Genomic DNA, 20,359 nt, shown 5'->3' with positions numbered 1-20,359 from the left:
CATCGGAGAATGATAATGTAACCGTTAAACCATAGCGTAAGTTAGTACAGCATAATAATTCAAACGTATTACCCAAGACTTGCTAACTGCGCACGATTATCGCAATATGCTACACTACTGTGATTGCTCAACAGACCAAATAATTTAATAATCTGACAGGTATAAGCAGTCATTTAAATCCTGCAATTTTCATAACTCTAATAAGGATAACTATATGAATATCAAATTATCTCAGCATTTACCAAAGACCCATACGCAAAAAATCCTGAAAAAAGAAGCCAAAAGTAAAGACGATGCTTGTCTGGTTGTATTGGTCGATGACAAGAAAAACATTCTTGCTGAATCTGTGCTGACCGAATATACCACTCGTATTGAGCAGCTGATTGAAGTATCTCACTTCAAGGGCACTACCTGTGAGACTGTTGCTGACTACGCATTAGCAGGTGATAAAAAAACCACTAAGCAAAACCCTGTACAACTGCTGTTGGTCGGTGTAGGTAACACTGATAAGTTCAACAACACCGTACTGCAAAAAATCGCCAACACTATCTATAGCAGCACACAAAAGCGTGTGTCTTCTATCACTGTCGCCTTGGGTGATGCACTGGAAGAAAATCACTTTGGTCAATTTGCCCTTAATCTGTTGGCAGCAAGCTACCGCTTTGACAAGTATAAGTCTGAGCAAGCGAGTCCTGTATTGACTGATGTTTATCTGTTAGCTGATGAGTCACTACAGCCTGCACTTGCCTTTGCTCAGTCAGTATTTGCTGGTCAGAGCCTCACTCGTGATGTAGCCAATGAGCCTGGCAATATATGCTTCCCAGCTTATATGGCAGAGCAAGCTCAAGAACTTGCGAAAACTTACCCTGACCTATTAACCGTGAAAGTACTAGGTGAAGACGAGATGTCAGCGCTAGGTATGCATTGCTTCTTGGCCGTTGCACAAGGCTCTACTAAAGAAGGTAAGCTGGTGCTCATGGAGTACCGTGGCAAATCAGAATTTAGTTCAAATGCAGGCACTACCGAGCAAACCACTAGCAACGCAAAAGTAAGTAGTCTAAAGGCATTAGCCGATAAACTACCAACCAAAAAGTCAGCTAAAAATGCAAGCAAAAATAGCAATGACAATGCACAAGCGACCAATGACGACGCACCTATCGTATTAGTCGGTAAAGGCGTGACCTTTGATTCAGGCGGTATCTCAATCAAGCCAGGTGCAGCGATGGATGAGATGAAGTTTGATATGGGTGGTTCGGCGTCAGTACTTGGTACAATCAAAGCGTTGTGCGAAGCGCGTCTACCAATCAACGTCGTTGGTGCGCTAGCCTGTGCTGAAAACATGCCATCAGGTGATGCAACGCGTCCAGGCGATATCGTTAAAGCGATGAATGGTAAATCAGTTGAAATCTTGAACACTGATGCTGAAGGTCGCTTAGTACTAGCAGATACCTTGTGTTACGTGCAGCGTTATCAGCCAAAAGCCATCATCGATGTTGCCACCTTGACTGGCGCTTGTGTGGTTGCGCTAGGCCATGTGCGTTCAGCCGTATTTAGTAATGATGAAGATGTCCTGTTTGATTTAGAAAATGCCAGCAACCTATCAGGCGACCTAATTTGGCATATGCCTTTAGATGATGAATATCAAGCTCAGCTTGATTCACCAATCGCTGATATGCAAAACATCGGTGGTAAAGGTGCTGGTGCCGTAACTGCCGCCTGCTTCTTATCGCGTTTCATTGAAGAAGGTCAAGCATGGGCGCATCTAGATATCGCTGGTACTGCATGGAATTCAGGTAAAGACAAAGCAGCCACTGGACGTCCTGTACCATTGTTTATGCAATATCTAAAAAACAGCGCAGAGATGGCTTAATTCATTTATGAAAATTAGTTTTTATGTATTAAGTGAAAGTAAGGCCCAAGATTTCTTGGGCTTTATTTGTCAGCTGACTCAGACGGCGCTTAACAAAAGCGCTCAGTCTTTGCTGATTTTAATTGAAGATGAGACATTACTAGCAAATCTAGATACGGCACTTTGGTCACAGGACTCCACGAGTTTTATACCGCATCACTGTCTTTCTGATAATGACAATAAAAGTACCGATGATAGAGATACTGATGATAGCAACATCAACATTGTTACTCATAAATCATTAGCGCCTGTACTATTAGGCAATCATATGCCAGCTGATTTCAATGGTATCGTGCTCAATACGACGACACGTCCCGTCAACGATTTTATGACTGCTACCAATAATTCAAAACCCTCTCGAGTCCTTGAGCTGATCCTACCTGATGCCACAAGTACACAAGAAGGTCGTAATAAATATAAAGCCTACCAGCAATTAGGTTACGATCTGACCCACTTTAAGGTGTAGCTCTACTGTTTATTTCCCTCTTACCTTTCATAGCGAAATCTCTTCCTACCTTATATATCACTGCCTATATTGCTGCTTTTACTCTCCTATAAATGAGGTATTCTGAGTAGCTAGCCCTTGCCTATAAGTGCTACATTCTTTTTTATACTAGTTCTATAACTCTACTATCCCTCTGTTTGCACGCAACAGCTACTGCTATGAGCGGTATGCGAATATGTCAAAAAATGCTACCATCCTTCGATAAATTTTCTGTTGTGACAATTCACTTACTTTTAACGGACTTGAGGGTGTACAGATGCGTTCATTGATTGCGATGTATCAGCGTATAGGGCTGGTGCCGCTTATTATTATTGGTTTGGTATTAGGGGTATTGATTGGTTGGCTGGCGCCAAGTATCGGCACCGCCATAGGGTTGCTTGGTACACTATTTGTCGGCGCACTAAAAGCAGTCGCTCCCATCCTAGTGTTTATTCTGGTTATGGCAGCCATTAGTCAACATCGCAGTGGCAATGAAGTCTACGTAAAGCCGGTGCTTATCATGTACATGTTCGGCACTTTTTTGGCAGCACTAACGGCAGTCGGTGCCAGCTTTTTGTTCCCGACTGAGCTGGTCTTGATCAACGCCGATATCGCGCAAGTACCACCTGCTGACCTAAAAGAAGTCTTGACGAACTTGCTCATGAACTTGGTTGCTAATCCGATCAATGCAATCGCTGAAGCCAACTATATTGGTATCTTAGCATGGGCAATTATTATCGGTTTTGCATTGCGCCAAGCCAGTGATACTGCTCGCAATGTTGTCGGTGATTTCGCTGATGCCATCTCACAAGTGGTTAAATGGATTATTGCTTTAGCCCCATTTGGTATCTTAGGCCTAGTCGCTAGCACGGTTGCTGAGACAGGCTTTGCTTCTTTAGCAGGCTACGCGCGTACCTTAATGGTATTAATCAGCTGTATGTTGTTCATTGCGTTGGTTGCCAATCCGCTTATCGTCCTTATCAAGACGGGCAAGAACCCTTATCCACTCGTGTTCAGATGTCTGCGCGAATCAGGAATTACTGCCTTCTTTACACGTAGTTCAGCGGCCAATATCCCAGTCAACATGAACCTTGCCCGTAAGCTTGGATTGCATGAAGACACTTATTCGGTGACCATCCCACTAGGGGCCACCATTAACATGGCGGGTGCTGCGATTACGATTAACGTCTTAACGCTTGCTGCTGCTCATACGTTGGGTATCGAAGTGACGTTTGCATCAGCGCTGCTACTCAGTCTGGTTGCTACGATTAGTGCTTGCGGTGCTTCTGGTGTTGCTGGTGGTTCATTACTATTGATTCCACTCGCTGCTAGCTTATTTAGCATTCCAAATGATATCGCGATGCAAGTGGTTGCGATTGGCTTTATCATCGGTGTGATTCAGGATTCAGCTGAGACTGCCTTGAACTCTTCTACTGATGTATTATTTACAGCAGCAGCTGACCCTACTTATTCGCGTTAATTTCTGCTGAAGTGTTTTATATAGACATAAAAAAAGGGCCTTTATAGGGCCCTTTTTTTACGCGTTATCTTGATTGTTAGTTTACTTTAGATTATCTATATCGACTTCGATGACTGGTGTTTGCTGCTCTATTTGACGTTTAAGTTGGCGCAGCTGCTCAACTTCATCTAAAAGCTCAAGTATCAATCCAATGGCAGGTACGCTGGCCTCAAAATCACGACTCAATCGCGATGCACGGCGCACTGTCGTCAGCTGATAACCAGTAAATTTTTCATGCTCTGGTACATCATATTCAATGATATTTTCTTCGATTAATTCGATGACCCATTGGCGCTCTTGGCCACAGGCAGAGACCAGTTCATCTAAGCTCATGATGATGTCTGTAAATTCAGTCGAGTGGTTCATAGCTATTATCCTCGTTTTCTCTTTATTTCATCGGTATCGTATTCATCTCTGCTATTCGTTTATTACTTCAATAATAAGTAACGGTTATTCATAATCTTGTTTAACGACTAATATTGGTATCAGCAAAGGCTTGTTTTAGCTGCTCGTAAGCCTGTCTCGACGCATCACTACTGACATCAGGGTTGACAATATTTAAAGTTAGATACAAGTCGCCTGCTTGCTTAGCAGGGATACCTTTGCCTTTAAGACGTAAATTGCTACCGGACTTGCTATTCTTAGGAATGGTCACACCAAGCGTACCCGCTGGCGTACTGACATTGATTTTTTCACCCAACGCCGCTTCCCACGGTGCAATATTCACAGTTTGATAAACATCTGCACCTTCTATACGAATATTGGCATCATGACGAATTTTAACCTTCAAAAACAAATCGCCATTTTTTCCATTACTGCTACCAGCAGCACCTTGCCCTGCTAAACGAATTTGCTTACCGTCAGTGATACCTTTAGGGATTTTTATCTTAAGGGTTTTATTGTCGTAGTCGACATTGCCATTGGGCTGACGAACAGGGACGTTTAACTTAATACTATAGTCGTCGCCACTATAGACTGAAGATAAATCAACGGTAATCTCGGCATGTTGATCTTGACCTTTGCTATCTTGCGTCCCAAAGCCACCACCAAATTGATCAAATCCGCTGCTTTGAGAGCGACTTCCCGTTTGCCCACCAGTTGACCCACGTGCGCCGCGACCAAATGCTGAAAAAATATCATCGAAGCGAAAACCACCATCACCAAAGGCCTCACCGTCACCAAACTGATCTTTGATATCTTCCCAGCGAAAACCACCTTGACCTGCACCAGTTTGCCCACTGCCACCAAACCCACTTGATCTACTTTGACCCGCGAACGGATTATTGAGCATAGCGTCATATTCAGCGCGCTTTTCTTTATCTCTGATCGTTTCGTAAGCATTGTTTATTTCTGCAATTTTATTATCAGCGTCTGGATGATCACTGACATCGGGATGGTATTGACGAACGAGCTTGCGGTATTTTTTTTTGATATCAGCGTCTGAGGCGTCTTTTTTGACCCCTAAAATGTCATAGTAGTTTTTCTCTGCCATGTTATTTTCCCCAAAATAAAAACATATTAGTGGTATCAGTCTGCCAATTTCAAACGATACGGTATAAATGGCTACTAGATTTTGCTATAGCAATTTTTGTAGCCTACTTATCATCATAACAATAATTACAACAAACACCGTTATATAAATATTACCAATAGTGATGCCAAGCGACTGCAGCATCGATCTTATCTGAATCACCTAACACTACGCTATTATCGGCCATCACAGTGTCTGAATATGTCATTATAAGCCTAGCATCATTATTCTTTGATAGCTGCTGGCGTAATGTCAATTTGGTAAGATCAATAGTAGCGCGCCCTTCTCGCTTTGAAGTGACGTAAGACAATTCAGCACTTTGGTTATTACGTTTCATACGTAAGCCCAGCTCAATACTGATATCTGCGTGTTTATCTTGATCATGGGCCGTCGCATTGACCATACCATAGCCAAGTATATGTTTACCAAACTTAGCGCCTGCGCCAACGCCAGCTTGTGCGTAAGGGCTATGTCGATTACCAGTAAACGTATCTGTACGAGCACCTGTTTTTAGTTGCCAAGACAGTTTAGGTTCGCCCGATAACGGTTGTCTAAGATCTTCAATCTGCTGCATGTCTAAAAACACGAAATCCGTCAATGTCCATTGATGCATATCAAAGCTATAACCCAGTGACGCTTTTACGGCTTCAAAACGTTTATCAATATCTGTATGAGCGTTAAGTGGGTCTTTTACAAATAACGATAAACCAACTTCTGCCCTCTCCTCAGATAAAACGACGGTAGTCTGCGTGGTTTTGTTACTCAATGCTGGAGAGGGTTTGTTCGGTACAGTCAGCTGAGCCAAACCATTGCTAGCTGGTAGCGCAAAACGCTGACTGAGCAATTCGCTTTTGAGAGCTCGCTGCTTCAGTGTATTGTCTTGTGTGATTTTATAAGTACGATGTAAGATCAGAAAATCAAGCGCAACCGCCCTATCGTCCGCGTTTAAAGTAGCAAGCGGGGCAGTGCTTTCTGTACGAATGACAGAGTTTATGATGGATTGTATTGGCTTAGGTAATTGTACAAACTTCTCGCGCAGCTGCGTTTGTTCAGAGGGTAAATAGCGTACTGAAGACACTAATGAATCAGCGCCATTATCGTGTTCTAATAGCTGATCGAATACATAGTCTGGCGCATACCAAGGACCTACTCGCTCAGTCGTTCTTATGTCGCTTATCAGCTCAAGTATCTCTCCTGAGCGATAACCACAATTTTGTTTGATAAAATAATAGTCAAAGCGAGCGAACTTTGCTTCGTACAAATGATAGTTCAATAATTGCGTTTCAAAGGTATCTAGATTGAGCACGTACTCCCACATATCACGTTGCTCGTTCTTGGAGTATACCGCGTCTTGTTTAAAAAATTCCGTCTCTGAAAACCCAGCATCATAAAACCCAAATAGTCCTTTTAGCGCGTACATGGCACCGTTCTCATTTTCTGGAATACGAGCGCCGAAGTTGTATGAATTATTAAGTAAGTCCTCGCTAGATAGCTCTCTGACATCACTGTTCGTATTATTTATATTATCTATAGACGTGTTGGTTTTGACCAGTACATGACCAAATGAAGAAGCTGGGTTTTTTAAATAGCTGCTTACTAGGATCAGGCTTATTTCTTGATTCGCATCGGGTAATTTTGAGCAGTTTTTGAGATCGACGTTCAGTTCTGGTAAATGATGATTAAGCCATAAATATCTGGCTGGATACTTACAAACTACGCCCTCATTATTCATTTGCTCTATCGTTGCTATAAGCTCTGCATAGGGATCAAAATTACGTTTCGAACGAGGCTTAGGATTGGTTAAATAAAAATCTGGTGAGATGACTTCAGCCCTGCCATTTTTATAAAACAATAGATGTTGCCACTGGGAGTGCTTAGCCAATGATTTTAGTTCTATGGTGTCGATAGCGGTATCTTTATGAGAGCTCTGGTTTTGCTCCTGTACCTGCGGTTCATCGAGTCGTTGTACGCTTGGCTCAATATCTGGCAAGTTATCGGGCTCACTTGAAGTCATATCTACTGCGATAGACGAAGCATTACTAGAAGAGAATTTATTTTCTTTATCTACTGTTACTGGATCTGAAGCATAGGCATTCGTTTCATCAACTTCCGCATTGCAAATAGTCGTTGCAGCCAAGCAAGCCACCCATAAAAACATTTTTTGCATTTTATTTAGATACCATAAATACATTAGCAATAAAAAACACGTAAGCACTAGGATTACGTGTTTTTATCATTAAATTATCAAAATTTTGAGTATTAAACTAAAAACTTAATACCTAATACTTTCAATATTTAGATAGCACAGCTTTGCTTAACGATGCTAAATAGTGTTTCAGCATTTTGATCTTGCGTAGCAGTACGATAGGCAGAAGTCTGAGTATATTGACCATATTGTGCGCGTACACTAGCAGCTGAATCACAGTTAGCAACACTTTGTAGGGCAGATAAATGAGCTCCTTGACCTGAAGCTAAGTCTTTTTCCACACTTGGGAATGCTTCTTTGATCAAAACAGCCGCTCTAACATTGCCACCCTGGCAAGTTTCAGGAGACATAGAATTAGAAGTCGCAGCGGTAGTACCCCAATCCCAAGTCACGTTAGAGATAATAGCAAGGATAGGGCTTGAATTACCGAACAAAGCACCACCAATACCACATTCTTTGTATACTTGCTCAATCGTACGACCAGTCTCTACTTTTTTAAATTTAGAGCCAAGATCAGCATTCGCTGTACTAAACGGAATCATTGCCGCGACAACTGAAGCGAACGCAATTTTTTTCAACATAAAACTTCCTCGAAAGACGATAAAAAATAAATTATTTGACCAAATATCAAACTTATCATGAGTATATTTGATAGATACTCTAGAATAATGTCTAACCTTATCCATTCTACAAAATAGTAAGAATATAGCAAGGTTTTTTTACATTATATTATCTATTTCTATTTGAGCTTTCATAACGATAATTATGCTATATCGATAGATTTGGTCTTTATATATTACCTATTTATATTACGTTGTTTGCTTTCCAGTATTTTGTCGGCTTCTTTATGAGAATCACTCTTTATAAGTCTAGCTTTAGTACCTGTACCATCATTTTTTTGCTAAAAAATAGCTATTTTTCCTTAAAAAACAGCTATTTGACCTCATGAGTTTTTTACACGGCAGTAATAATATGACAAGCTAGCTCTTGTAGAATCCCCTATTATTCATACTCATAGGGAGTATAGATAACGTAGGCAAGAGCATCTGTCTATTTTATTAATTGCTTAAAGGTATTAAATGTCTTATTTAATCAAGTCTTTGGTTGTCACTTTATCGCTACTACTTAGCACCACAGTTTTTGCAGCCAATACCAGTTATTATGGTAGTAAGTTTCATGGTAAGCGCACAGCGAGTGGCAGTATCTTCAACATGAACTCTCTAACCGCTGCACATCGCACGTTACCGTTCGGTACGAAGGTACAAGTAACCAATCAAAAGACAAAGCAGAGCGTCGTTGTAAAAATCACGGACAGAGGACCTTTTATTAGAGGTCGTATCCTTGATTTATCAAAAGCCGCTGCTGGTGAAATAAACTGTCAGCTTTGTACGACCACGATGGAAATACTGTCGTACGGTGATGGCAAATATCGTAAGGAATAATGTAATAAAAAAGGGATGGCTGATGCCATCCCTTTTTTATGTCTGCTTATATAATTAACTATCTAGAATGCTTTATGCGAACTTAGCTTCCATCTCTTCTAAAGTCGTCATTGATAGTAGTAATTTCTCTTCATTATCACTATGCTGCTGCTGTAGCGCTGTTTGCTCATTGAGCAATACAAGCAAGTCAGACTTACGGCTCTCTTCGTACAGCTCTGTATCAGCCAGTTTTTCTTCCAGCGTCACGAGCTGCTTATCAATCTTAGCCAGTGTCTTTTCTGTTTCTTCTATCTCGCGGCGGATAGGTGCTGTCATTTTACGCTGTTCAGCCGCTAGCTTACGCTGCTCTTCTTTACTAAGTGCAGGCGTCGCAGCTTTACTATTTGACGAATTATCAGATGCTTTGTTGCTTACTTGGCTATTATCTGTTTCACGTGAAACAAACTTCTTACTCTCTTTTTTACTTTTTTTCTTACCGGTATTCTTATCTGATGCATTCTCTTGCTTGCGCTTCTCTGCTAGCCACTTACCATAGTCACCAATGTCGCCATCGAACTCTTCGATGATGCCATCGTGTACCAGATATAGCTCATCACAGACATTGGCAATCAACTCTCGATCATGCGAGACCAGTACCACTGCGCCCTTAAAACCTTGTAATGCAATCGTCAATGCTTGACGCATTTGTAAGTCTAAATGGTTGGTAGGCTCATCGAGTACAAGTACGTTTGGACGTTGCCAGACGATCAGTGCCAAGGTCAAACGCGCGCGCTCACCACCTGAGAATAGCTCACTTGGTGTATCAATGCGCTCACCGCGGAAGTCAAAGCTACCCAAAAATGAGCGTAGCATCGCATCAGAGGTTTTACCTGCTAGGCGACGTAGCATCTCTATAGGCGTTGCTTTGGCATCTAAGATGTCCATTTGATGCTGATTAAAATAGCCGAGCTTTAGGGTATCCGAAACACGATACTTCCCTGTTAGTACGCCAAGTTCACCGACTAATGCTTTAATCAGCGTTGATTTACCAGCGCCGTTCATACCCAATAAGCCAAGACGGGTGTCAGGGGTTACCTGTACATTGGCATTGTGTAGAAGCGGTGTCTCACTATAGCCAATATCTGCGTTGGTCAGCTCAATTAGCGGTGAGCTCATGTTTGCTGGCTCGTAAAACTGGAACGAGAACGGATTGTCAGCCATCATTGGTGATAGCTCTGCCATACGCTCTAACTGCTTAATACGGCTCTGTGCTTGCTTGGCTTTACTGGCTTTAGCACGGAAACGACGAATAAAGTCATCTAAGTGAGCCTTAGTCGCTTCTTGTTTCTCAAACGCTTGCTGCTGCTGCGCCATACGTTCGTGACGGGTACGAATAAACTGCTGATAGTTACCAGTATACAGGGTGATTTTTTGTTGCTCGACATGCAGGATATGACCGACTGTCGCATCCAAAAACGCTTGGTCATGAGAAATCACAATGACCAGACCCATATAGGCATTGATCCATGTCTCAAGCCATAAGATAGCGTCCAAGTCCAAATGGTTGGTTGGCTCATCGAGTAACATCAGATCAGCACGGCTCATCAAGGTTTTGGCGAGGTTTAAGCGCATACGCCAACCACCAGAAAACCCTTCTACTGGCAGTTCATGCTGGCTAGTCTTAAAACCAAGACCTGCCATAATTTGCGCCGCTTTGGTCGGCGTACGATACCCGTCGATTTCATCGAACTGCTGGTGTAGTACACCAATTTGCTCATCACTGACACTGCTCAAATCGTTTAGCGCAGCATTAATTTCATACCACTGCTCATCACCGCTCAATACATAATCAATTGCAGACTGCGTCGTAGCACCAACTTCCTGCGCCATGTGCGCCACATGCCAGCTATCAGGAATACTGACTTCACCTTTATCAAGGGTGACCTCTGTATCACCTGTACCCATCTGCGTCAGTAATAGCGCAAATAAGGTAGATTTGCCTGTGCCGTTGTTGCCCGTCAGTCCAACTTTGTGACCTGGATGGAGCTGAAAGCTTGCACCTGCAAACAATTCACGACCATCACGGCGAACACCAACGTCTTTAAATTCGATCATATAATTTCTTCATCTCAACAATAATATAGATATAGGGCAATAAGAAACACACATAGGGTTTGCCAACTGGCGGCTATTATTTCAAACGCTCGCCCCATAGGCAAACAATTAAATAACTATTTCAAAACTAAGTATTTATTACGCTAAACACCTTAAGTTGCACAAGCGACTCTTGAGCTCATATATAGTTGTTACTATTATAAAGGTTATGGCCGTAAAATACCGTAATATGACTAATAAGCTTTAAGACTGCCTAATATTATTAAGTAGGGTTTTATATAGTCATACGCTATTTAGTCACACGCTATTATTTTTTAGTCTGGTTATTGGTTTAGCCTATTGACGCAGTTATTTTAAAAAACACAATATCAAAATTGGGACACTGCTATTCATTAGTAAAATTCAGTAGTTGCATCACTCTTGACAAACGAATCAGCACCCCCATTATGATATACTGCTAAAAGATAAGTACCCACCATCAATAGAGCCAATAAAGTGTTGTGGTGGCACAAATACTATTTTGAAATTGTACAAACAGCTTATAATGCACCAATAGCTTTGCCATAATGACAGCACCCAATTAAATCAAACGCCGTGCGTATCTTTATTTGCAAGTACCATATTGCAAACCCAAACAGGACGACGACCGCATTTGATCCTAGCAACTGAGGTAGATATGAACGAATCAGCCAACCAATTTAGTCCAAGCTCAAGCCAGCCAGTAGATCCAACCGTATTAAGCCTAACTGATAGTGCGGCGCAAAAAGTACGCCGTCTACGTGAAGAAGAAGGCGATAGCGATCTTATGCTACGTGTCTATGTGACGGGTGGCGGTTGTTCTGGTTTCTCTTACGGGTTTAACTTTGCCAACGACCTAAACGAAGACGATGCCAATTTTGATAATGGTGATGTGACGTTAGTCGTCGATTCGCTAAGCTATCAATACTTGCAAGGCTCGACCGTTGACTATACTGAAGGACTGGAAGGGGCACGTTTTGTCGTGACCAATCCGAATGCCACGACCACGTGCGGCTGCGGTTCGTCATTCTCTATATAAGCTAAATAGACGCGGTCGCGCTATGGTTATTAAGATAATGCGATAGTGTGCCAATACTATGTCAAATGGCTTGTAGGCATAATGAACAAAGCATCTATCTCTCAGGTAGATGCTTTTTTTATCAAACTGTCTGGCCAGAATAACGCTATATTCGAGATGAATTTGTATTAAAGACAGGGTCAAAATCTTCACAAATCGCGTTGCCTAAAGCTTATCGTATTTGTAATTGTCCGTGGTTTTCAAGGCAGCTTTGAGCTAAACTGACGGAATTATTGACCTAACATTTACCTATTTTATGGACAAACGCTTATCGTGTTTTGATCCGCCATAATAAATAACAATAGATGACTATTATGAGTAATTTTGCGAGTAGCTTTGTTAATTTCGAAATCCCTAATTGGTTTGATAGCCAACACTTAACGGGTATGCTCCGCGGTATTGAAAAAGAGGGCCTGCGCGTAAAGCCTGATGGTTTCTTGGCACAGACCCCGCATCCAGCCAAACTTGGGTCAAAACTTACCCATCCTTTTATTACTACCGATTACTCAGAAAGTCTGCTTGAGCTCATCACTGAACCAAAATCCTCACCAAAAGAGACCCTCAATATGCTGCGCCAATTGCACGTATTGGTCTATCAGGGCATACCTGAAGGTGAGCTGATGTGGCCATTATCGATGCCTTGTATGTTGTCTTCTAAAGATGAAGATATTCCACTAGCTGATTATGGTAGCTCTAATACGGGTAAGCTAAAAACCCTATATCGTAGTGGCCTTGGTATCCGCTATGGTCGCCGTATGCAGACGATTGCTGGTCTACATTACAACTTGTCTTTTGGTGATACGTTGTTTGAGACATGGCAAGCCAAAACGCCGACCGCACAAAGTCAAACGTTGACAGAGTTCAAAAACGAAAAATACCTAGGGTTGATTCGTAACTTTAAACGTCTAACCAGCCTTGTTTTATATTTGCTAGGTGCCAGTCCAAGCGTGTGTCCTTGTTTCTTGGCAGGGCGTGAGCACGATTTAGAATTGCTTAATGATTCGACTTATTACAAACCTGCTGCGACTAGCCTACGTATGGGTAAGCTTGGCTATACCAATAGCGTGCAAGAGCAACTTGATATCCGTTATAACTATTTGCCAGAGTATGTCGATGGTCTGCGCCGTGCCATTCAAACACCGCACGAAAGCTTTGCTAAGCTTGGCTTAGAAGACGAAGCTGGCAATCCAATCCAAATTAACAATCATATTTTGCAGATAGAAAACGAGTACTACAGCCCTATTCGTCCTAAACAAATCGCAATGAGCGGTGAAACACCAACCGAAGCGCTTGAGCGTCGTGGTATCGCCTATGTCGAGTTCCGTGCTATCGATCTTGACCCATATAGTGACGTAGGTATTCGCCTCTCTAGTGCTTGCTTCTTGGAAGTGATGGCGCTGTATTGCCTGTTCAGTGACTCACCAGACCTGCTACCTGAAGAAGAAGACACACTCGCTATCAATCTTGAGCGTGTGGTCAATGAAGGTCGCCGTGATGACTTGCATATTATCAATAATGGCCAAGAGCAGTCACTCGAAAGCTGGATGCTCACGCATCTAGAGCGTATGCAGCCGCTTGCTGCATTGCTTGATGCTCACTACGGTGGTAACGATTACCGCACGGCCGTAGCATTGATGCAAGGCAAAGCAGGACACTCTGAGTCGACTATCTCTGCCCAAGTGAATTCCGATAGTAAACGCTTAGGCAGCTTATGGCAGCTTGGCTTTACGTTGGCTCAGCAGCATCGCGAGTCTTTACTACAGCAGACGCTTAGTCCAAATACTCAAGCTAAATACGAAGTATTGGCAGAAAAATCTATCTTACAGCAAGCTGAGATTGAGCAGTCTGAAACAGAAGACTTTGCGGAATTTTTACAGCAGTATCGCTAAGTTGCTAGTTATTAATTACTAAGTCCTGACTGTGCAATTTTGACTGTTTAATCTGGATTGCTACCCCACATCTATTATAGATAAACCCATAAGAGTAACCGCACAATGCGACAGCTAACCACTTACCGTAACCTGCAAGTATTTTTGGTGATAATGGCCGTGATAGGCATGAGCTTTGCGCTGTTTTATTTACAGCGTCATTTAGGGCTTTCACCTTGCCCGCTCTGTATTTTTCAGCGTGTTGGTCTAATCGTCATGGGCGGATTTGCCCTGATATCAGCGTTGTTTAATCCTAAGTCTAAAGTGATAAGACTATTGCTATGGCTTGGGAGTCTAGTAGGTATCGGCTGGGCAACTGCGGTAGCAGCACGCCATGTATGGCTGCAACATTTACCTGCTGACCAAGTACCTTCTTGTGGTCCAGGACTGAACTATTGGCTTGATACCCTCCCTATTCTACAAGTATTCAAGGAAGTTTTTGCAGGATCTGGCGAATGCGCTTCTGTTGATTGGACATTTATAGGATTAAGCATTCCTGAGCAGTCGTTGATTCTATTCAGTGTGCTGCTGATCGTACACGTGTTGATACTATTGCGTATCGTAAAGCCAACTCATTAATATTCTATTGCTCAATTAATTATTAGGTTTTTTTCTTACTTCTGCTTTTAAAACAGACATTGCTATCTTCGATACAATGTCTATTTTTTTGTCTACTATTAACCCGCCCTTATAACCAATATTAGCGATACCAACAGATATCTCTACTACCAACTCATGTCTTTTAGATATATGACCAACAACAAAAAGCCCACAGAGATATTTTCAAGCCTTTGATATCTTTAGTCAGCTTACCTTATAAACGGATAAGCATTAGATATTTGTCGCTTTCTACTCATAAGCTATCTGTATTTTGAATATAAGATAATGCTATCAAGTTCTTAATTTATATTATTACTACGCGCCCATGCCTTATTATCCTTATCTTTGACAATGGCTTTACGTTGTCGATAGTATAGATGAGCTTGAAAAATACTTGTTAAAAACTGTTTTTGGTATAACCATGATATATTTTGCTCCCGTTCGCTCTACTACGCTTGCTATCGTAAAACGGTGGCGTCCTTCGTTACTTGTAGCATCACTATGCGTGCTACTCGTAGGCTGTGATAGTGCCTCGTCCAATACCGATAAAGACATGGTATCGACGTTCGCGTCGACTGGTTCTGAATCGCAAGAGGCTTCACAATCATTGCAAGATGACAATGCTAAAAATGCTGAGCTAGCGAGTGATGATGAGACAGGCGAAATGGTGGAAGGGCAATCACTGATTGCTGCTGCTCAGTCAAATAAAGATACCTATGCAGACGGCTCTATGGAGCGATCAGAAGCGAAAAGCAGTATGCTGCAAGCGACATTGATGGGCGATTATGGCGGCATGGTCTCTTGTATAGATTGCGACAGTATCGACGTCACATTGAATCTATTTGCTGATGGGTCGGTATCAAAAACAAGCAATTACCATAACCCTGAAAAACCAAGGACACCCTTACTAGAATCCGGTATCTACCGACAAGATAACGATAAGATTACCATTGTTTATAAGGGGAAGAATATCGAGACCTACCACATCCAAGACAATCATTTGATACGGATCGATGAACACGATAATTTAGAGGATGACTATACGTTATCACGAAAATAAAAGCGTCCTCATGCTGACTGTTAGCTGGCGTATCTCTACATACTAAAACAGCCAAATTACATTAGCTACATAGCGCCTACTTGTTAGGCGTTTTTTATTGGTCATCGAACAGGGTTTACTTTACAATGATTGCTTGTTTGCCCAGCTGATGTATTGGTCATTGTTTATCAAAGCGTTTATTTTTACTGATGACAGCTAGGCACCTCATACTTTATTTTATCCGCTTTCTATTCTTTTCATTCAAGCGCGTACGGAACGTCTATGCATATTCATATCCTTGGTATTTGTGGTACTTTTATGGGCTCACTGGCATTGCTAGCACGTGCGCTTGGACATACGGTCACGGGTTCAGATGCCAATGTCTATCCTCCTATGTCCACTCAACTCGAAAATGCTGGCGTGACTATCGAAGAAGGCTATCTGGTAGAACATTTGCAACCAACGCCAGACTTAGTCGTCGTTGGGAACGCGATGAAGCGCGGCATGGATGTGATTGAGTATATGCTAGATAATGGCTTGCGCTATACATCAGGTCCGCAGTTCTTATCTGAGCAAGTATTGCAGTCACGTCACGTAATCGCCGTTGCAGGTACGCATGGTAAGACCACAACCACGACTATGCTTGCGTGGATATTACATTATGCTGGTATCGATGCAGGGTTTTTGATTGGCGGTGTGCCATTGGTTGATACAACTGACGAGCACTTACAGCAAGTGTTTGCGCACAGCAGCTATTTGGGTGCTGATAAAAGCGATAATGATAAATCTGGCTACTTTGTAATTGAAGCAGATGAGTACGATTCTGCCTTCTTTGATAAGCGCTCAAAGTTCGTTCACTATCGTCCGCGTACTGCTATTTTGAATAACCTTGAGTTTGATCATGCAGATATCTTTGCAGATCTCAATGCGATACAAACTCAGTTCCACCATATGGTGCGTATGATTCCAAGCACTGGTAAAATTATCATGCCAGCCGCGACCATCAGTTTAGAAGATACGCTAGCAAAAGGGGTTTGGACACCTATCTGGCGTACTGCCGTCATCGACTCTACTTTAGCTGATACCAGCGAAAATACGCGTGCTCTAAAAGATAGTAGCGACTGGCAGGCTGAGCTGATTCAAGAAGACGGTAGTAAGTTCAAAGTTAGTTTTGCTCCTAACGAAGAAGCAACTGCTATCGTAAACTGGTCAATGAGCGGTATCCATAACGTCAATAACGCGTTAGTTGCTGTCGCTGCTGCTTATGATGTTGGTGTCAGTGTTGAGACTGCCTGTACCGCTTTATCAGATTTCGCTGGTATCAAGCGCCGGATGGAGCTGATTGGCGACGTCAATGACATCTTAGTTTTCGATGATTTTGCCCATCATCCGACGGCTATTACGACCACATTAGATGGTGCCAAAAAGAAGCTAGCTGATAGACGCATTTGGGCTATCATTGAGCCGCGTAGTAACACCATGAAAATGGGCATTCATCAAGACAGCTTGGCTCAATCAGCGGCACTTGCTGACTACACATTATGGTACGAGCCTACTGGTTTGGAATGGGGCTTAAAAGAGGTCATCGAACAAGCTAAGGCTACTAGCGACTCTATCGGCAACCAACAAGTGTTATCAAGCATTGATGATATCATTGAGCATATTAGCAGTCATGCAAAAGCAGGTGACGCGATTGTAGTTATGTCAAATGGCGGCTTTGAGGGAATTCATCAGCTTTTATTAACCGCATTGCATAACGGCTAATGCTTCTAGCTAAGATAAAGAAGCAGCTCTTATAAAGAAACCGCTCTTCTTATTTCCCTATATACAAACGCAGCTCATCTAGTAGATGGCTGCGTTTTTTATTTTTAATATTTATATGATTTCATTTATATGAATTCGGCACTACAGGTACCACCTTGATAAGCGCTGTTAGCACCACTGCTACCTTTGTAACCTTTCGTTTACTTATTGTCCTTACTCAATAGCAAATCAGGCTTTTTCCTCACATAGCCCCTACAGTAGTAACATTTTATGCTTACTTTTGCGTTTGAGGAATGTTTACAATAGATGCATCAAAACTTGTAACACATTATAAATATTAATAATATTAGGAGAATAACATGAGCTTTATTTGGATGATTATTGTAGGTTTAGTCGCAGGTTTATTAGCACGTGCTATCAAACCAGGTAACGACCCTATGGGTTGGATTATGACTATCGTATTGGGTATCGTGGGTGCATTGTTAGGTGGTTTCTTAGCTGGCCTAATCGGAATCAATGCTGATGGTGGTTTCACTGGTCTTATTTTCTCAGTAATTGGTGCAATTATCTTACTGTTCTTATATGAAATGATTGTCAATAAACGCCGTGCATAATTAGTTATAAACCGTACATAGTTTGGTCATAAATGATTATTAGCTAATTAAAATACTATATAAACAAAGCCTTGCATTAAGCAGGGCTTTTTTATGCCATTTATCATCAAAATCCAGTCTTTCTATCTGCATATAGCATCATATGACTGCGAAAGTATTGATAAGCATTACTTTTGCCCCCATTTATCTTATAATATCAACCCTATTTTGTCCTTATCATTGAGGTGAGCGTTATGGCACTACTCCCTATCTTAAGTTACCCAGATCCTCGCTTGCGTACTATCGCCAAGCCTGTCAAGGAAGTGACTGCTGAAATCAAAACCTTAATCGCAGACATGATCGAGACGATGTATGATGCTCAAGGCATCGGGCTTGCGGCCAGTCAAGTGGATCATCATATTCAGCTTATCGTTATGGATTTGTCTGAAGACAAAAGCTCTCCTAGAGTTTTTATCAATCCAAAAGTCACGCCACTGGTAGAAGAAAAGCAACCGTATGAAGAAGGCTGCTTATCTGTACCTGATGTCTATGACAAAGTCGAACGTCCTAATAAAGTCCGTATCGAAGCGTTAGATGGAAACGGTGAGGTCATTGACGAAGTCGTTGAAGGATTGCTTGCTGTTTGTATTCAGCATGAGATGGATCATCTAAATGGCGTAATCTTCGTTGACTACTTGTCTCGTCTTAAACAGACTCGTGCTCGTGATAAAGTCCGTAAAGTTCTTAAAATACGTGAAAAGCAAGAAGCACAATCAGCAGAAAAACAGACACAAGCCGTCAATTCTTAAAGCTCTACTCTTTATTCTTATCTTTTTATTTCGTCTTTATCCTTCACATAGTTACGTCTACAGTGGGTGTTAATATTTAGCACTCACTGTTTGGCGATAATTTTTCTAACCGATACAGTTTCCACAAAAGGTTTACTACTATGACAATGATCAAAATTGACCAATATTTTGACCCTGCCAGCTGGCAGAAATTTACCAAGGCTGCTGAAGGTCGCGAGACGCCTTTTTTAGTAGTTGACCTTAGTCGTATTGAAACCAAATACCATGAAATGGTCAGCCTATTTCCTAGTGCAAAATTGCATTATGCAATGAAAGCTAGCCCTGCGGTGGAAGTGATCAACTTACTGGCAAACCTTGGTTCAAACTTTGACTGTGCCTCTATCTATGAGCTCGATCGCGTACTTGGTTGCGGCGTTGAGCCATCTCGTATCTCGTATGGTAACACCATCAAAAAAGCGGAGCATGTCAAATATGCCTTTGAAAAAGGCATCGATCTATATGCAACTGATTCAGAAGCGGATCTAAAGAACATTGCCAAACACGCTCCAGGTTCTAAAGTATTTGTGCGTATCTTGGTGCAAGGCTCAGAGACAGCAGAATGGCCATTATCACGTAAGTTTGGTTGCCATCCTAATATGGCCATCGACCTACTGGTTCAAGCGCGTGAATTGGGATTGGTGCCTTATGGTATCTCGTTCCACGTCGGTAGCCAGCAAAAAGACGTCGCTGCATGGGATGATGCATTATCTAAAGTTAAATATATGTTTGACTGGATGAAGAATGAAGAAGGTATCAAGCTACAAATGATCAATCTAGGTGGCGGCTTCCCAACCAACTACATCAGCGAAGTCAATCCTATTAAGGTCTATGCAGAAGAGATTACCAGCTATTTGACTGATGATTATAATGATGATGAGATGCCTGAGATTATTTTAGAACCAGGCCGTTCACTCGTTGGTGGTTCAGGTGTCTTGGTTAGTGATGTGGTACTGATCTCTCGTAAGTCAGATACCGATTTGACTCGTTGGGTATATACCGACGTTGGTCTATTCCAAGGCTTAATCGAAACGCTAGGCGAAGCTATCAAGTACCCTGTCTATACGCCTAAGATGGAAACGTCTACCAGCGAGGGTACTGTGGTATTGGCAGGCCCAACCTGTGATTCAACCGATATCATGTATGAAGAAGCGGGTTATCAGCTACCAGAAGAGCTTGAGATTGGTGATAAAATCTACTGGCTGACCACTGGTGCTTATACCAACTCTTACTCATCGGTAGAGTTCAATGGTTTCCCACCGCTCGAAGTGGTTTATATTGACTAGTACTTAATACTATTCCACAAAAA

At 42.1% G+C, this 20,359-nt stretch carries 17 protein-coding genes; 12 read left to right on the top strand and 5 right to left on the bottom strand.

Annotated elements, in window-relative coordinates:
* Positions 1 to 214: 214 nt before the first annotated feature.
* From JMX07_RS03005 to sstT, 3 genes are all read left to right on the top strand, one after another.
* Complete coding sequence (locus JMX07_RS03005; protein WP_201606257.1) at positions 215 to 1,870, top strand: leucyl aminopeptidase; 1,656 nt, start codon at positions 215 to 217, stop codon at positions 1,868 to 1,870.
* Positions 1,871 to 1,877: 7 nt separating this feature from the next.
* Positions 1,878 to 2,375, top strand: coding sequence for a DNA polymerase III subunit chi (locus JMX07_RS03000; RefSeq protein ID WP_201606256.1), 498 nt, complete (start codon positions 1,878 to 1,880; stop codon positions 2,373 to 2,375).
* Between the two features lie 295 nt (positions 2,376 to 2,670).
* Complete coding sequence (sstT, locus tag JMX07_RS02995; RefSeq protein ID WP_201606255.1) at positions 2,671 to 3,873, top strand: serine/threonine transporter SstT; 1,203 nt, start codon at positions 2,671 to 2,673, stop codon at positions 3,871 to 3,873.
* Positions 3,874 to 3,954: 81 nt separating this feature from the next.
* On the opposite strand, the gene JMX07_RS02990 is transcribed toward sstT, so the two are convergent.
* From JMX07_RS02990 to JMX07_RS02975, 4 genes are all read right to left on the bottom strand, one after another.
* Positions 3,955 to 4,278, bottom strand: coding sequence for a chaperone modulator CbpM (locus JMX07_RS02990; protein ID WP_102083164.1), 324 nt, complete (start codon positions 4,276 to 4,278; stop codon positions 3,955 to 3,957).
* A 100-nt stretch (positions 4,279 to 4,378) separates the two neighbouring features.
* Positions 4,379 to 5,404, bottom strand: coding sequence for a DnaJ C-terminal domain-containing protein (locus JMX07_RS02985; RefSeq protein WP_201606254.1), 1,026 nt, complete (start codon positions 5,402 to 5,404; stop codon positions 4,379 to 4,381).
* Positions 5,405 to 5,555: 151 nt separating this feature from the next.
* Entirely contained in the window at positions 5,556 to 7,610 is a 2,055-nt protein-coding gene (locus JMX07_RS02980; RefSeq protein WP_201606253.1) for a DUF4105 domain-containing protein, read from the bottom strand.
* Between the two features lie 128 nt (positions 7,611 to 7,738).
* Complete coding sequence (locus JMX07_RS02975; RefSeq protein WP_101204686.1) at positions 7,739 to 8,230, bottom strand: DUF3015 family protein; 492 nt, start codon at positions 8,228 to 8,230, stop codon at positions 7,739 to 7,741.
* Between the two features lie 498 nt (positions 8,231 to 8,728).
* Between JMX07_RS02975 and JMX07_RS02970 the strand changes: the two genes are divergently transcribed.
* Positions 8,729 to 9,091: a septal ring lytic transglycosylase RlpA family protein gene (locus tag JMX07_RS02970; protein ID WP_057757673.1), complete on the top strand. Its 363-nt coding sequence runs from the start codon at positions 8,729 to 8,731 to the stop codon at positions 9,089 to 9,091.
* Between the two features lie 72 nt (positions 9,092 to 9,163).
* Here the strand turns inward: JMX07_RS02970 and JMX07_RS02965 are convergent, their stop codons facing one another.
* The gene (locus tag JMX07_RS02965) at positions 9,164 to 11,185 is read right to left on the bottom strand and encodes an ATP-binding cassette domain-containing protein (protein WP_201606252.1); all 2,022 of its coding nucleotides are present in this window, start codon (positions 11,183 to 11,185) and stop codon (positions 9,164 to 9,166) included.
* A gap of 676 nt (positions 11,186 to 11,861) precedes the next feature.
* Here JMX07_RS02965 and erpA point away from each other — a divergent pair.
* The 8 genes from erpA (at position 11,862) to JMX07_RS02925 (ending at position 20,336) form a co-directional block, all read left to right on the top strand.
* On the top strand, positions 11,862 to 12,242 hold the full coding sequence (erpA, locus tag JMX07_RS02960; protein ID WP_057757666.1) for an iron-sulfur cluster insertion protein ErpA: 381 nt from the start codon (positions 11,862 to 11,864) through the stop codon (positions 12,240 to 12,242).
* 353 nt (positions 12,243 to 12,595) lie between these two features.
* On the top strand, positions 12,596 to 14,170 hold the full coding sequence (gene gshA, locus JMX07_RS02955; RefSeq protein ID WP_201606251.1) for a glutamate--cysteine ligase: 1,575 nt from the start codon (positions 12,596 to 12,598) through the stop codon (positions 14,168 to 14,170).
* Positions 14,171 to 14,275: 105 nt separating this feature from the next.
* Complete coding sequence (locus tag JMX07_RS02950) at positions 14,276 to 14,788, top strand: disulfide bond formation protein B (protein ID WP_201606250.1); 513 nt, start codon at positions 14,276 to 14,278, stop codon at positions 14,786 to 14,788.
* Between the two features lie 442 nt (positions 14,789 to 15,230).
* Complete coding sequence (locus JMX07_RS02945; protein ID WP_201606249.1) at positions 15,231 to 15,869, top strand: copper resistance protein NlpE N-terminal domain-containing protein; 639 nt, start codon at positions 15,231 to 15,233, stop codon at positions 15,867 to 15,869.
* Between the two features lie 261 nt (positions 15,870 to 16,130).
* A complete protein-coding gene (gene mpl, locus JMX07_RS02940; RefSeq protein ID WP_101204691.1) occupies positions 16,131 to 17,612 on the top strand; it encodes a UDP-N-acetylmuramate:L-alanyl-gamma-D-glutamyl-meso-diaminopimelate ligase in 1,482 nt (493 codons plus the stop codon).
* 359 nt (positions 17,613 to 17,971) lie between these two features.
* Complete coding sequence (locus tag JMX07_RS02935) at positions 17,972 to 18,226, top strand: GlsB/YeaQ/YmgE family stress response membrane protein (RefSeq protein WP_101204692.1); 255 nt, start codon at positions 17,972 to 17,974, stop codon at positions 18,224 to 18,226.
* Between the two features lie 233 nt (positions 18,227 to 18,459).
* The gene (gene def, locus JMX07_RS02930; RefSeq protein ID WP_057757649.1) at positions 18,460 to 19,014 is read left to right on the top strand and encodes a peptide deformylase; all 555 of its coding nucleotides are present in this window, start codon (positions 18,460 to 18,462) and stop codon (positions 19,012 to 19,014) included.
* Between the two features lie 146 nt (positions 19,015 to 19,160).
* Positions 19,161 to 20,336: a type III PLP-dependent enzyme gene (locus JMX07_RS02925; protein WP_201606312.1), complete on the top strand. Its 1,176-nt coding sequence runs from the start codon at positions 19,161 to 19,163 to the stop codon at positions 20,334 to 20,336.
* The last annotated feature ends 23 nt before the right edge of the window (positions 20,337 to 20,359 follow it).

Origin of the sequence: Psychrobacter immobilis, from assembly GCF_904846235.1 — a bacterium.
GTDB classification, from domain to species: domain Bacteria; phylum Pseudomonadota; class Gammaproteobacteria; order Pseudomonadales; family Moraxellaceae; genus Psychrobacter; species Psychrobacter immobilis_C.
The sequence above is the reverse complement of the archived record's forward strand: the minus strand, read 5'-3'. Positions and strand labels throughout refer to the sequence as shown.